The organism is Neptuniibacter halophilus, from assembly GCF_030295765.1.
Classification (GTDB): Bacteria; Pseudomonadota; Gammaproteobacteria; order Pseudomonadales; family Balneatricaceae; genus Neptuniibacter; species Neptuniibacter halophilus.
The window spans coordinates 1,858,292-1,871,961 of the sequence record NZ_AP027292.1; the positions used below are offsets into that span (position 1 = coordinate 1,858,292).

General features: G+C 53.7%; 15 protein-coding genes and 2 tRNA genes. 9 read left to right on the top strand and 8 right to left on the bottom strand.

The window, feature by feature from the left end; genetic code table 11:
* Window positions 1-3 precede the first annotated feature (3 nt).
* Both QUD59_RS08590 and QUD59_RS08595 read right to left on the bottom strand, forming a co-directional pair.
* Window positions 4-1,731 carry a transporter substrate-binding domain-containing protein gene (locus tag QUD59_RS08590; RefSeq protein ID WP_286240849.1) on the bottom strand — a complete coding sequence of 576 codons (1,728 nt, stop codon included), beginning with the start codon at window positions 1,729-1,731 and terminating at the stop codon, window positions 4-6.
* A gap of 100 nt (window positions 1,732-1,831) precedes the next feature.
* Window positions 1,832-2,674 carry an AraC family transcriptional regulator gene (locus QUD59_RS08595; protein ID WP_286240850.1) on the bottom strand — a complete coding sequence of 281 codons (843 nt, stop codon included), beginning with the start codon at window positions 2,672-2,674 and terminating at the stop codon, window positions 1,832-1,834.
* Window positions 2,675-2,823: 149 nt separating this feature from the next.
* Here QUD59_RS08595 and QUD59_RS08600 point away from each other — a divergent pair, with 149 nt between their 5' ends.
* The 6 genes from QUD59_RS08600 to QUD59_RS08625 all read left to right on the top strand — a co-directional run bounded on the left by QUD59_RS08600 (window position 2,824) and on the right by QUD59_RS08625 (window position 6,160).
* On the top strand, window positions 2,824-3,300 hold the full coding sequence (locus tag QUD59_RS08600; RefSeq protein WP_286240852.1) for a YHS domain-containing (seleno)protein: 477 nt from the start codon (window positions 2,824-2,826) through the stop codon (window positions 3,298-3,300).
* 6 nt (window positions 3,301-3,306) lie between these two features.
* A complete protein-coding gene (locus QUD59_RS08605) occupies window positions 3,307-3,657 on the top strand; it encodes a thioredoxin family protein (RefSeq protein ID WP_286240854.1) in 351 nt (116 codons plus the stop codon).
* Window positions 3,658-3,741: 84 nt separating this feature from the next.
* Window positions 3,742-3,966 carry a BufA1 family periplasmic bufferin-type metallophore gene (locus QUD59_RS08610; protein ID WP_491565780.1) on the top strand — a complete coding sequence of 75 codons (225 nt, stop codon included), beginning with the start codon at window positions 3,742-3,744 and terminating at the stop codon, window positions 3,964-3,966.
* 29 nt (window positions 3,967-3,995) lie between these two features.
* Entirely contained in the window at window positions 3,996-4,907 is a 912-nt protein-coding gene (locus QUD59_RS08615) for an MbnB/TglH/ChrH family RiPP precursor modification enzyme (protein WP_286240855.1), read from the top strand.
* Window positions 4,897-5,667 carry an HvfC/BufC family peptide modification chaperone gene (locus QUD59_RS08620; protein ID WP_286240856.1) on the top strand — a complete coding sequence of 257 codons (771 nt, stop codon included), beginning with the start codon at window positions 4,897-4,899 and terminating at the stop codon, window positions 5,665-5,667. The genes QUD59_RS08615 and QUD59_RS08620 overlap by 11 nt, the downstream gene beginning before the upstream one ends.
* A gap of 37 nt (window positions 5,668-5,704) precedes the next feature.
* Window positions 5,705-6,160: a DoxX family protein gene (locus QUD59_RS08625; RefSeq protein ID WP_286240857.1), complete on the top strand. Its 456-nt coding sequence runs from the start codon at window positions 5,705-5,707 to the stop codon at window positions 6,158-6,160.
* Window positions 6,161-6,702: 542 nt separating this feature from the next.
* Here the strand turns inward: QUD59_RS08625 and QUD59_RS08630 are convergent.
* The 6 genes from QUD59_RS08630 to QUD59_RS08655 form a co-directional block, all read right to left on the bottom strand.
* Window positions 6,703-6,778, bottom strand: a tRNA-Phe gene (locus tag QUD59_RS08630).
* 61 nt (window positions 6,779-6,839) lie between these two features.
* A tRNA-Phe gene (locus tag QUD59_RS08635) sits at window positions 6,840-6,915 on the bottom strand.
* 63 nt (window positions 6,916-6,978) lie between these two features.
* Window positions 6,979-7,251 (bottom strand): oxidative damage protection protein, encoded by a 273-nt coding sequence (locus QUD59_RS08640; protein WP_286240858.1) that lies wholly within the window; start codon window positions 7,249-7,251, stop codon window positions 6,979-6,981.
* Between the two features lie 17 nt (window positions 7,252-7,268).
* Window positions 7,269-8,318 carry an A/G-specific adenine glycosylase gene (gene mutY / locus QUD59_RS08645; protein ID WP_286240860.1) on the bottom strand — a complete coding sequence of 350 codons (1,050 nt, stop codon included), beginning with the start codon at window positions 8,316-8,318 and terminating at the stop codon, window positions 7,269-7,271.
* Window positions 8,318-10,462, bottom strand: coding sequence for an AsmA family protein (locus tag QUD59_RS08650; RefSeq protein ID WP_286240862.1), 2,145 nt, complete (start codon window positions 10,460-10,462; stop codon window positions 8,318-8,320). Before QUD59_RS08650 ends, mutY begins: the two co-directional genes overlap by 1 nt.
* 90 nt (window positions 10,463-10,552) lie before the next feature.
* On the bottom strand, window positions 10,553-11,458 hold the full coding sequence (locus QUD59_RS08655) for a GGDEF domain-containing protein (protein ID WP_286240863.1): 906 nt from the start codon (window positions 11,456-11,458) through the stop codon (window positions 10,553-10,555).
* Between the two features lie 143 nt (window positions 11,459-11,601).
* On the opposite strand from QUD59_RS08655, the gene hisB reads away from it, so the two are divergent.
* The 3 genes from hisB to hisF are packed head-to-tail and all read left to right on the top strand — an operon-like array spanning window position 11,602 to window position 13,616.
* Window positions 11,602-12,195, top strand: a complete 594-nt coding sequence (gene hisB, locus QUD59_RS08660) for an imidazoleglycerol-phosphate dehydratase HisB (RefSeq protein WP_286240864.1) — start codon at window positions 11,602-11,604, stop codon at window positions 12,193-12,195.
* Between the two features lie 3 nt (window positions 12,196-12,198).
* The gene (gene hisH, locus QUD59_RS08665) at window positions 12,199-12,843 is read left to right on the top strand and encodes an imidazole glycerol phosphate synthase subunit HisH (RefSeq protein WP_286240866.1); all 645 of its coding nucleotides are present in this window, start codon (window positions 12,199-12,201) and stop codon (window positions 12,841-12,843) included.
* The gene (gene hisF / locus QUD59_RS08670; protein ID WP_286240868.1) at window positions 12,843-13,616 is read left to right on the top strand and encodes an imidazole glycerol phosphate synthase subunit HisF; all 774 of its coding nucleotides are present in this window, start codon (window positions 12,843-12,845) and stop codon (window positions 13,614-13,616) included. The genes hisH and hisF overlap by 1 nt, the downstream gene beginning before the upstream one ends.
* The last annotated feature ends 54 nt before the right edge of the window (window positions 13,617-13,670 follow it).

Genomic DNA, 13,670 nt, shown 5'->3' on the forward strand with positions numbered 1-13,670 from the left:
TTGTTAAAGCAGGTGCAGGGTTGGAGCGCAGGTAGGCAGCTCCAGAGTGAGCGTCAGACCGCCAGCGGGGTTACTGACAGATGAGATTTTTCCTCCCAGCACATCGTTGATAAGCGAATGGGCCACACTCAGACCGAGCCCGGTACGGTTCATACTGGCCTCCCCTGTGAAGAAGGGATCAAACATCTTTTTCTGGACTTCGTCCGGTGCTCCGCTGCCGTTATCTGCCAGTGTGATCAGCGTTGTTGTCTGTGTCTGACTGATGGCGATTTCGATTACTTTTTGATCGGCGGTGGTGTCGGTAAACGCATGCTGGCAGGCGTTTTCAATGAGTTCTTTCAGAACCTGCGACAGGGAAACGGGATAGCTGTCCATTTCCAGCGCTTTATCGCCTGTTATCTGTACCTCAATGCCGGCCCGGCTGAGCTGTTCCTGAGACTGTATCAGTGCAACGTTCAGGTATTCGAACAGATTGAAGCGTTCCCGGTGCTCCTGCCCCTGATGGGCAACCAGCCTTTTAAAATCGTTTACCAGTCTGGCGGTTTTGTACAGGGCGGCCTCTTCCAGTTTTAAGGCTTCCAGTGACTCTGTGATAAAAGCATTAAGTTGTGTCTGGGTCAGTTTGCCCGCTTGGGTATCACGCTCAATCAGTTGCAGATGGTGACTGAGGTTGCTGTTTAATGTGATGGCATTACCGATTGGCGTATTGATCTTATGGGCCACTCCCGCGGTAATTCTGCCCAGCGCCGCCATCTTCTCAGATTGCACCAGTTGCGCCTGAGTCTGGATCAGATCATGCAGGGCCTCCTCGAGTGCTTGTTTGGCCTCACGCAGCGACCGGGTCCGGTCTTTAACCTGTTTCCTCAGAATATTGATGGCGACCAGAGTGATTAAAATAAATAACAGCACCCCGACCAGTGCTATGTTGAGGTAGGTTTGCCGGAGCTTGTGCTCGGTCAGGTAGACCATGTTGTAGCCGCTCCATTGTTTATTAAGGGCATCGAGGGTGCCATCTGAGCGCATCCTTTCAATCCCTTTGGTCAGCAGTTCAGCTAACGCCTGTTCGCCTTTTCTTACCCCCATATGGCTGGGCTTGAGTGCAATGGGGTCGGTGACAAACTTTATCCCTTCAAGTCTGTTTTTCTGAATAATATAGGCACCTACCCATTTGGTGGTTGCCAGTGCATCAATCTCGCCGGCGAGCAGGCGCCTGAATCCATCGAGGTGATCTTGCACAAACACCAGCTCCGTCTCACTGCCGGTACTGAGAATCTTTTGCGGGAAGCTGCCTTTGATCACCCCGGTCCGGGTACCGCTAAGGTCGGCCAGATTGTGGATTGTCAGGTTGTCGCTTTTCACAAACAGACTGATCTCAAAGGTCAGAAAACTATCCACAAAGTCGTAGTGTTCCTCTCTCTCTGCGTTGGGGCTGAAGACAGTGAGTACATCACCTTTTCCGGCTAACACCGCTTTCTGGGCCTCATGCCAGTTCATCAGGCGATATTCGATGCGCCGATCCAGCGCCGTTGCATAGTGTTCAAGAAACGAAGCGAAAATACCCCGGGGCTCTCCGTTTTCCAGCCATTCTATCGGGGGGTAGTCCTGATCCCCGAGGAAGACAATAGGGGGCTGCTCGCTGTTGTTTCCAAAGCTGAGGGTTTCGGCCTGTATCGGGGTGGAAGCAATACAAAGCCACAAGCCAAGATAAAACAACCGGTGTGCGCAGTTCATATGCCGGGGTCAGATTAGTGGTAACAGGATTGAGTATAGTTAGTTTTCAGCGGTCAGGAGGCTGTGTTGGCGGGTTGTATTCTTGCGCACCGGTAAAGCATTACCCTGCTCTGTTATCTGAGTTGAAGTAGGCCTTGATCCACTGCTTTGGCGTTACACCAAAGTGCTTCTTGAATACCTTGGCCAGAGAGGAGGCGTTCTCGTAGCCGACATCATTGGCAACCAGCCCGACAGGGCGTTGTTGCTTCAACAGCCCTTTGGCCATCACCATGCGCAGGTGGGTGACATACTCAATAGGCGACTGGCCCAGCGTTTCTTTAAACAACGCTGCAAATTTGGAACGGGACATGGCAACGGCGTTGGCCATCTCATCGACCGACCATTCCTGCTCGGGATTGTCTTTTATCGCCTGTATCAGCGGTGCCAGCGAAGGGTGTGAGCCGGCGGCGATGAGCCCCAGTTCAACCGTTCCGTTACTGATGACGCTACGCAGCATCTGCAGAACGAAGATATCGCACAAACGATTAATCATCAGTTGACGACCGGATTGTTCAGCAAACGCCTCAGAGAAGATCAGCTTTGCGGTGTGGGTGATCGCTTCTTCATGCTGAATATCAAAGCAGAGAAAGAGAGGAAGGTTATCCGATAAAACCTGTTTGTGGAGCAACGGAATTTTCACCGTCGCACACACCAGCCTCGCCTCCGCGGCTGGCGCAATCTTTACCTCGTGATTACAGCCACTGGGGAAGAAAATGACCGACCCCGCACCCAGTTCAATGCAGTGCCCTGACCCGGTCGACAGTGTCAGCGAGCCAGATTCCAGAAAGTGCAGAACGCTTGAATCCTGATGATCATCAAAGGCGTTGATGCCACACAGCGTTCCGCTGAAGAACACATCAGCGTTTACTTCCAGGCTTTGCAGAATCTGGCTCAATTTATCCATTAAGCACCTGTTTTGGACGATTGGCGTTTTTTTGTGGACTTGCTGCAGCCTTTTGACCGGTGGTTATCCGTAATCTTCATCTCAGGCACTACGCAACAAATCAGGTATGCGATCTGTGTCCGATTAAACCATCAACGAAGGAAAAAGAAATGAAATTTTCACAAACACTGAAACTGGCAACCGCCGCAGGTGCACTCTTTCTCAGCAGTATGAGCTTCGCAGCCGCGACAAATATCGGTACCAACGATGTCGCGATTCAGGGGTATGACCCGGTTGCTTACTTCAGCGAACACAAAGCCGTTGAAGGCTCTGCTGAATTTACCGCGACACACGAAGGCGCCATTTACCGCTTCAGCAGTGCGGAAAACCGCGACCTGTTCAAAGCTGATGCAGAGCGTTACGCACCACAATTTGGCGGTTACTGCGCGATGGGTGTGGCACTGAACAAGAAGCTGGATATTGACCCGCAGGCATTTCACATCGAAGAGGGCAAGTTGTACCTCAACCTGAACAAAGATGTGCAGAAAAAATGGCTGACCGATGTTCCCGGCCACCTGAAAACCGCGAACCGTATCTGGGCAGGTATTGAAGATCTGTCGGTAGCACAAGCCAACGCAGAAGACTGATGCGCTATGGCTGAACAGGCGTTGACGTTTTCAGTAAACGGGCATAGCTACCCACAACCGTTGGCACTGCTTTGGTTCAGTGCCAACTGGTGTGGCCCATGTCAGCAAATGAATCCGGTTATGCAACAACTGGCCGGTCAGAGCACTGAACAAGTCCGGGTATTAAAGATCGATGTAGATCAGCAATCTGCTCTGTCTGCAGATTTTTCAATCCGTGCGGTACCTACTCTGGTTTTATTGGGCGCCAACGGAGAGATTGATCGTCAGGTGGGCAGTGCAGGATTGGGCCAGTTGAGCCAGTGGCTTGACCGTTCTTTGGCCCGGTTAAAACACACAGGAGAGAAATATGAATACTAAACAGCGTGTAGCATACACTCTTTCCCTACAGACGCTCTTCCGATCTCGGCTGCTCTGGCGGCCGCGCTTTCCACAGTCGCCACCCTGCCTGCGGCGCACGCCGCCGGAAAAGAGAAGTGCTACGGCGTTGCACTGGCCGGTCAGAACGACTGCGGCAATCTTGCAGGTACACACTCCTGCGCAGGGCAGTCAAAAGTGGATAACGATCCCGGCGAGTGGAAGCTGGTGGCCAAAGGGACCTGTAAAGATCTCGGCGGCATGCTGAAAGCTGAAGCCAAAAAACGTTATCAGGAGCAATCTGCCTCATAAGGGTGGGGCTTGTTAAAGGAGAGATGAAGATGTCTTCAATCCGTTCAAAATGGGCCGGAAGTGCTCCCGAACAGTATCGGGTGGGGGTTGGGCTGCGTCACCCGCATTATCGGGAGGCGCTGCTGGGGGCATCTTCCATCGACTTTGTAGAGATCCATGCCGAAAACTTTTTCGCGGAGGGTGGCGTGATTCAGGAGATCCTGACCGATATGACAAACATATACCCGGTGAGCCTGCACTCCACATCCATGGGGCTGGGCTCAGCCATGGGGATCAATCAGGGGTATCTGAAAAAGCTGCAGCGCCTGGCTGAGCGGATCAGACCCTTGCATATTTCCGATCATGCCTGCTTTACCTGGGGAACGCTGGGAGACAAACCGGTGCATGCCGGAGACCTGCTGCCACTGGAGTTTACACGGCAGAGTCTGACAGTGATGAGCGACAATATTGACCGGGTACAGCAGCTTCTGGGCAGGAGGATCCTGATAGAAAACCTGTCTGCCTATGTTGAGTTTAAGCATTCCACCCTGAGCGAGACCGGGTTTCTGACAGAGCTGGTGGAAAGAACAGGGTGCGGCTTATTAGTGGATCTGAACAACCTGTTGGTGAATGCCCATAACTTCAGTGACGAACCTGCAGCAGAAGCCGCGAAACACTGGCTGCAGCAGATTCCTGCAGATGCAGTGGGGGAGATTCATCTGGCGGGATATACACCCGCAGAAAGGGGAGCGCTGATCGTGGACGATCATAGTCAGCCCGTCTCCGATGAATGCTGGGCGCTGTATCGCTATGCCCTGCAGCAGGTGGGGCCGGTCTCGACCTTAATCGAGTGGGATAACCAACTGCCCGATTGGGAAACGCTGCTGGCACAGGCCGTACAGGCGCGAACCATTATCCACAGCGAACTGAATCAGCGCGGAGGGATGGCCCATGCGAGCTGATCAGGATGCACTCAGCAACCGTCAGGCCTCCCTGATTAAGATGATTTTTGCAGGGGTGACGGTTAAGCCTGAGCGGGCTGAACCCGTTGCAGACAAAGGGCTTCAGATCTATCAGAACAACCTGTTGATGACAGCGGCGAGGGCCCTGTCGTTGAGTTACCCGGTGACTGAAAAAATGCTCGGTGAAGAGACGATGCGCCTCTTGTGCCGCCATCTCCTTTCCCGTGAACTGCCATCAAGCGGAGACTGGGCGGATTGGGGCGGCCAGCTTTCTGATCTGATCCGAACGACGAGCCTGCAGGACGGGCACCCCTATCTGGCCGATATCGCCGAACTGGAGTGGTTGATCCACAGGGCCGCAAGAGCCGCCCCGACGGAGCTGGATATTGCTTCCCTGTCCCGGTTGGCAGACGAAAACCTGAGTGATCTCCGTCTGTATTCAGGGTCGGGGCTGAACATTATTCGCAGCCTCTACCCTACGGCCGAGCTATGGCAGATACATCAGCAGGATGTCACCGATATCGATACCGAAGAGGTGGGCAGGTTACTGAGCCAGCCTCCGCGTGCGCGATACCTGCTGATCTGTCAGAAAGATCATCTTCCCTGTATCACGCATCTGACAGAGGAGGAATATTTATGGATGGCTGCACTGCAGGCGGGGCAGGATCTGGCTTCACTGCTGGAGCAGTTTCCGGCTTTCGATTTCAGTCAGTGGCTGACCCGGGCCATAGAGCAGCAGTGGCTGCATAAGCTCACTTAGCGCGATCTGGAAATCGATACGACACAGAGGAATCAGAATGAGTAATTTAATCCAGAGTACCTATCAGACATACCTGAACCGAGAGAATGGGTTCACACACTTCCACTTTCTGGCTGCCGTACTGGCCAGAGTATACGTAGCTCAGGTCTTTTTTAGTGCAGGTTTAACCAAAATACAGGATTGGGAAACCACGCTGTTCCTGTTTGAAGAGGAGTATCAGGTGCCGCTCCTACATTTTGAAACGGCAGCGGTTCTGGGCACGCTGGGCGAGTTAATACTGCCAGTGTTGCTGTTTTTTGGAGTACTGACCCGCTTTTCAGCCACAGGCCTGTTTCTGGTCAATGTCGTGGCGGTGATCAGCCTGGCCGAGATTGCGCCGGCCGCACTTTATCTGCACTACCTGTGGGGGATCCTGCTGGCTCAGATCGCGATATATGGCCCGGGGCCGCTGGCTCTCGATAGCTTCGCGCGCAAATTGATGCCGAAAGCCTGAGGCTGGGAGAGTGGTAAAACGCTGAGGCTGTTTTACCACCATCTTTTGTTGAGGGCTGCGAAAGCGGTGCTTTCTTGTCTCAAAATGCTCTTGTGGTCGCATTTTTCGAACCACATCGATGCTTCTCATCCGGCCTTTAGTCACCAAACAAAAAGCCCCGCACTCTCTTAAGGTAGAGAATCGAGGCTTTGAGTTTAGTGCCCAGAGGCGGATCAATGCCGCAGGCATTAACACATCGGAACGCAGTGACGATAGCCCGAAGGGTGAGCGCGCAGCGCGAATAATCGAACAGGTTCGGTGACGCCCAGAGATACTTAATCTTTGAAAGCTATACTACTAATGTTGGGAGGAGCTGCTCGAGGCGGAATGATCTTAATTTCCTTTGTGGAAATTAAGCCCCTCTCGGGTGAGAGGGCTGCGAAAGCGATGCTTTCTTGTCTCAAAATGCTTCTGTGGTCGCATTTTGTCGAACCACATCGGTGCTTCTCATCCGGCCTGTAGTCACCAAACAAAAAGCCCCGCTGATAGCGAGGCTTTGAGTTTGGTGCCCAGAGGCGGAATCGAACCACCGACACGGGGATTTTCAATCCCCTGCTCTACCGACTGAGCTATCTGGGCGCTGGGTGCAGATTGTCTGCTGAATAAAAAGCCCCGTTAGGTAACGAGGCTTTAAAATAAGTGGTGCCCAGAGGCGGAATCGAACCACCGACACGGGGATTTTCAATCCCCTGCTCTACCGACTGAGCTATCTGGGCAACTCAAGTGGCGCGTATTAAACCGTCTTAGCGGAACACTGTCAACCACTTGTTACAAAAAAACTATTTCGAAGGGGGAACGTAACCTTCGGCCTTCTCGTAGTCGCCGCCGTCCATGAATTTTTCCATTTCGGTCTGAAGAAATTCGCGGGTGGAGGGGTCCATCAGGCTGAGGTGTTTTTCGTTGATGATCATGGTCTGGTGGTCGGTCCACTCTTTCCATGCTTTTTTCGAAACATTGTCGTAAATCTCCTGGCCTTTGGCACCCGGGTAAGGTGGGCGGTCCAGTCCTTCCAGTTCTTCTTTGTATTTACGGCAAAATACGGTGCGGCTCATGCATGTGCTCCAAACTTTTATGATTCGGCCAGTTGTTGCAGCAGCTTTTTAACCGGGGCTGCCAGGCCGACGTTTTCTGGTTGCTCTATGTTATACCAGAGCAGCGGTTTGCCTTCCATGACAGAGTCTGTAGGGGTATTTACCCTTGCCCTGACCGGGGTTATATCCAGATGGAAGTGGCTGAAGGTGTGGCGCAGGGGTTCCAGCACCTGAATGCTTGCCTGATCGAGCTCCAGACCGGTTTCGCTCAGGGTGTCGCGCAGGTCGCTGACTTGCGGCAGGCTCCAGAGTCCGCCCCAGAGTCCGGTGGGTGGACGCTGGTAGAGCAGAACTTCTTTGCCCTGATCCTGTTGTAACAACAGCATATAGGTTTGTTTTACCGGTTGGGTTTTCTTCGGTTTAGGGGCCGGTAACTGATCGGTTTTACCCTGTTTAAAGGCTTCACAGTGGGGTTGCAGCGGGCAGAGCAGGCAACTGGGCTTGCTCCGGGTGCAGAGGGTGGCTCCGAGATCCATCATCGCCTGGGTGTAATCGCCGACCCGCTGACGAGGGGTGTTCTGTTCGGCATATTGCCAGAGCCGTTTTTGATTCGCGGTGGTGCCGGGCCAGCCTTCCAGCGCATAAAACCGGGCCAGAACGCGCTTGACGTTACCATCGAGGATCGGCGCCCAGCGGCCACTGCTGATCGAGAGCACTGCGCCGGCGGTGGAGCGGCCGATACCGGGTAGTTCTGAGAGTTCCTCTACGCTGAGAGGAAACTGTCCCTGATGGTTGTGGGTAACGATCTGAGCGGTTTTGTGAAGGTTACGGGCACGGGCGTAATAACCGAGCCCGGTCCAGAGATGGAGTACCTCATCCTGTTCCGCTGCTGCCAGCGCTTCGACGCTGGGAAAGCGTTCGATAAAGCGCTGGTAGTAGGGAATGACCGTGGTCACCTGGGTCTGCTGCAACATGATCTCAGAGATCCAGGTGTGGTAGGCGGTTTTGTTTTCCTGCCAGGGCAGGTCGTGACGGCCGTGCTGGTCAAACCAGTCCAGTACGGCCGTGGAGAATTGCTCAGGTTGCATCAGTTACCAAACAGGCCTTTCAGTTTATCGCCAAGTTTCTCTTTTACTTTTTCTTCGACTTCGGCTTTTTTCTCTTCTACCTTGGCCTTGGCTTTCTCCTTAACCTGTTTTTTCAGGGCATTGGTGATAAAGCTCAGGTCTGGTTTACAGAGTTTTGCCGGGTCGGTGTTAAAGCTGCCTTTACAGTCGACAGGAATCTCTACACCTTCCAGTTTATCCGGGAAGGAGCAGGTTTCTTTGAACAGGTTGCGCTCCACCATAAAGCCAAGGCGGTAGTCCAGCATCTGTTGTGGCAGGTTGACGGTGCCTTTACCGCTGAGGCTCATGGCATCGAGCGCGGCTTTCAGGTCCTGATTGCTGACCACACCGTTTTTGATCGTGGTTGAAGCGCCCATATTGGCGAATGGGGTGGAGCGGTCCACTTCCTGAGTGTTAATACCCAGAGAGCTGACGTTGTTCATGCCCTGACATACGGTCTGGGCCATATCGATACCGTGCAGCACACCATCGGTCATATTGACCTGTGCGGTACCGGTCATGCTGTTAACAAAGTCATGAACTGAGTTGCCGCGCAGGGTAATGTTGGAGCTGGAGTTAAGTGCGCCGGTAATCTGGGCTTCGCCCGCCATAGCCGTCAGCACTTCGCCGATCTGAATTCCTTTTACCGTTTTGTTCGAGGTGATGACCGGGGTGTTGTTGCGAACATCCACGGTGACATTGTTACGCACGGTGCCGCTGTAGAGGTCGGCGTCGATTTTGCTGGCTTTGATCAGGCCGCCGTGGGCGCTGACCTGCAACAGAATATTGCTGACATCCATTTTAGACACATGCAGTGCGCTCAGGCCCAGTTTGGCATCCAGCTCCAGTGCACGCAGTGCATCGATCGGCAGGATCGGGTCTTTCGGGTAAGCGCTGCCGCCCTGACTGCTGCCGGAGGCCTTAGCGCTGGTCTGCTGAGGTTGTTCGCTGGCCGGTGGCATGTAGCGGTCTGCATTCAGTTTGTCACCCTGCAGGTTAACGCTGATATTGCTGTTGGCCAGATTGTAAGCAGCAGAGCCATTGAAGCTGGTGTCATCCAGTTTCAGGTTGAGGCTTTTGGCGGTCAGCGTATTGGCAGGCCCTGTCAGTTCCATATTCATGCTGATCGCTTTGAGTACGTTCGGGTCAGTGGTCTTAACTTCTGCCTGACCGACACTGCTGAGCAGCTTGTTCAGATCAAATGGCGCGACCGCCAGTTTGCCGCTGATCTCCGGGGCTGCGAAGTTTTTCACGGCCAGCGCGCCTTCGGCTTTGAGATTGGCCAGGCCGAGGCTGAGGTTGTTCAGGTTCAGCATCTGCCGGGTCAGGTCGGCATCAATATCGGCTTTAGTCGCCAGTGTCAGTGAGTTGCCCGCCAGCGGTTTGCCGCTGAGGTTGATCTCGCTGTCGAGACCTTTGATTTTGTACTGCTGTTTATCCAGATCCAGATAAAACTCGGCGGCCAGCTTAGCGATGGCTTTGATCTGCTCTTCGCCCTTAACGCTCTGGGTTGCGGTAAAACTCAGTTCAGCCGGGAAGAACGCCTGTGTCACGACCTGACCGGAACTCATGTTGAAGTCGCTGAGCAGGGCTTCGCTGTCGCTGGTTTTATCCAGATAGCTGATACGGCCATTACTGATCTGGATGCTGTCGATATCCAGTGCCAGCGCGGGGCCGGCTTCACCAGCACTGTCGGCAGAACCGCTGTCTGCCTGCTGAGTGCCTTGTGAGGTGCTGATTGTGGCGCTCCAGTTGTTGCTGCCATCTTTCTCCTGAATCAGGTTCAGATTCAGACCATCAACCACTACGCTCTGCATTTCGACCTGACCGGAGAACAGTGCGGCAATGCGAACAGAAACCTGTGCCTGATTGAGGCTGGCCAGATCGGGCTTGCCGGGGAACTTAACATCGATTTTGTTAACTTCGAGACCCAGCCATGGGAACACGGACCAGCCGATATCACCGTTAATTTTCAGCTCGACGCCGCCTTTTTCCAGTGCCGCCTGCTCGATCTCCGGCTTGTATTCATTGGGGTCGAAAAATGCCCCCAGAATTGCTCCGCCGGCGAGAATAACCACAACCACCAGGGCGGCTAATCCAGCGATGATTTTCAGCAAACCTTTCATTGTTCTCTCCTTGGTCCAGGTTCCGAAGGGTTGAGGATAAACGGAATTAGTGAAGTTTCAACGGCAAAGCCTGAAGGTCGGATTAATAATTCAGCAGCAGACCCGGTTTTTACCCTCGTTCTTGGCTTTGTAGAGGGCCAGATCGGCCTGTTTCAGCATCATTTCCCGGTCGGAAAACGCCAGATCCAGTTCACCGACACCGATGCTGGCGGTCACCTGCAGCACTTCACCGTGCATGATCTCGATCTCAAGCTGACGCAGTTGTGCCAGATAGCGTTCGGCGATCTGCACCGCCTGCTGCTTACTGGTTTCCGGGAGAATGATCATAAATTCCTCGCCGCCGTACCGGCAGACAAAATCGTGGGCCCGGGAGTAGCGATCCAGCGCCCGGGCCGTGCGTTTCAGAACCGCATCACCGGCATCATGGCCGAAGGTATCGTTGATCTGTTTGAAGTTATCCAGATCCAGCAGGATGGCGCAGATCGGTCGCTGCCGACGGGTGGCTTCCTGACAGAGCTTCTTCAGTTGCTTGCGACCCTCGCGCCGGTTGTAGATGCCGGTCAGGTCGTCATAGGTCGCCAGACGCTGAAATTTTTTCTCCAGAATTTTTTGCTCAGTAATATCGATAATGGCACCGAGCAGCCCGGCGACATTGCCCTGTTCATCCACAAAGGTGGCTTTGTGGAACTTAACGTAGATGGTCTCTTCTCCTGCCCGGTGTACCGGGGTTTCGTAAATCTGGGTGCCGGGGTTGGCCAGTAGCTCCTGATCAGATGCGTGGAAGATGGAGGCCGGGATTTTGTCGAACAGTTCGAACACATCTTTGCCGATGATCTGCTCCCGCTGCAGGCCGACATACTCTTCGTAGGCCCGGTTGCAGCCGAGATAACGGAAATTCAGATCTTTATAGTAGATAGGGAAAGGCAGGGCATCAATAACCAGCAGCAGAACCTGATGGTTGTCTTCGAGTAGTTGGTGCAGAACCTCATCGTTCATCGCGCTGGCTTTCTCCCGGAGGCTGAATACTTAAAAGATAGATCAGGAGTCAGTGCTTTGCTGGTTAAGGGCCGCTTCTCATGTGCATGGATCAGGTGTTGGTTGTATAATCTGCGCTCTGTTTAACCTAGCGGGAGATAACCATGGCGGAACGTACAGCCAAGGTAAGCCGAAATACTCTGGAGACGCAGATCACTGTGTCGGTCAATATCGATGGTAGCGGTCAGTTTAAGGCTGAAACCGGTGTGCCTTTTCTTGAGCACATGATGGAGCAGATCTCCCGTCATGGTCTGATCGATCTTGATATCCATGCGGTGGGCGATACCCACATTGATGACCACCATACGGTGGAAGATATTGGTATTACTCTGGGTCAGGCGTTTAAGGAAGCCGTGGGTGATCGTAAAGGGATCATGCGCTACGGCCACGCTTACTGCCCGCTGGATGAGGCACTGTCCCGTGTTGTGATTGATTTCTCCGGTCGTCCGGGTCTGGACATGAAAGTAGAGTTCACCCGTGGCAATATCGGTCGTTTTGATACTCAGTTGTTCTGGGAGTTTTTCCAGGGCTTCGTTAATCACGCCGGCGTGACTCTGCATATTGACAATATCAAAGGTTTCAACGCTCACCATCAGGCGGAGACGATCTTTAAAGCCTTTGGTCGTGCCCTGCGTTACGCGCTGGAAATTGATGCGCGCGCAGCGGACGTTATGCCATCCACTAAGGGGTGTTTGTAAACCATGTCGACGGTAGCGGTAATCGACTACGGAATGGGCAACCTGCACTCGGTTGCCAAGGCGCTGGAATTTGTTCAGCCCGGTGTTGAGGTTTGGGTCACAGCCGACCCGGAACGGGTTGCCAGCGCTGATCGGGTAATCCTGCCCGGTGTTGGTGCGATGCGTGATTGTATGGCAGAGATCCTGCGCGCAGGAGTGGATAAAGAGGTCACTGATGCAATCAACTCCGGCAAGCCGTTTCTCGGTATTTGTGTCGGAATGCAGGCCCTGCTGCAGCGTTCAGAAGAGAACGGCGGTGTGGACTGTCTGGCGCACTTCGACGGTGAAGTGAAATACTTCGGTGATGATCTGCGTGAAGAGGGCGACCGGCTTAAAGTTCCGCATATGGGCTGGAACGAAGTGGCGCAGATGATCGATCATCCCCTGTGGAGCGAGATCGAAGATGGCAGCCGCTTCTATTTTGTCCACAGCTACTACGTGCAGTCAGAACAGCGTGATCTGGTGGCGGGCGTTTGCCGTTACGGTCTGCAGTTTGATGTGGCACTGGCGCGGGATAACGTGTTTGCGGTGCAGTTCCACCCGGAGAAAAGCTCGAAGGCGGGTCTGCAACTTCTGAAAAATTTCCTCAACTGGGACGGTAAGATCTGATGGCTCTGGCAAAACGCATTATTCCCTGTCTGGATGTGGAAAACGGCCGTGTAGTTAAGGGCGTTAAGTTTGTCGATATCCGCGATGCGGGTGACCCGGTTGAGGTTGCCAAACGCTACGACGAGCAGGGCGCTGACGAGATCACCTTTCTCGATATCACCGCGACGCACGAAGGTCGTGACACGATGGTTGAAACGGTTGAGCGGATGGCCTCTCAGGTATTTATCCCGCTGACTGTGGGGGGCGGTATCCGCACCTGCGAAGATATCCGTACCATGCTTAATGCCGGTGCCGATAAGGTATCCATTAACTCGGCGGCGGTGTTTAACCCTGAGTTTGTGAAAGAAGCCTCTGATCGCTTCGGTTCTCAGTGCATTGTGGTGGCGATCGACGCGAAAAAGGTCTCTGCCGCAGACGAAGAGGATCGCTGGGAGATCTTCACCCACGGTGGCCGCAAGCCAACCGGTATCGATGCCATTGAGTGGGCGCGGAAGATGGTGGCGCTTGGCGCCGGTGAGATCCTGCTGACCTCGATGGATCAGGACGGGGTGAAGAACGGTTACGATATTGCCCTGACCCGTGCGATCAGCGAAGCGGTCAATGTACCGGTGATCGCCTCCGGTGGTGTTGGTAATCTGGATCATCTGGTCGAAGGCTGTATTGAAGGAAAGGCAGATGCGGTACTGGCGGCATCAATCTTCCACTTTAATGAGTACACCGTGCCGCAGGCGAAAGCCTACATGCGGGAACGGGGCATAGAAGTCCGGCTCTGATCAGAACCTGAAAGCCTCGCACTGCGGGGCTTTTTTGTATCTGCCGGACACCGC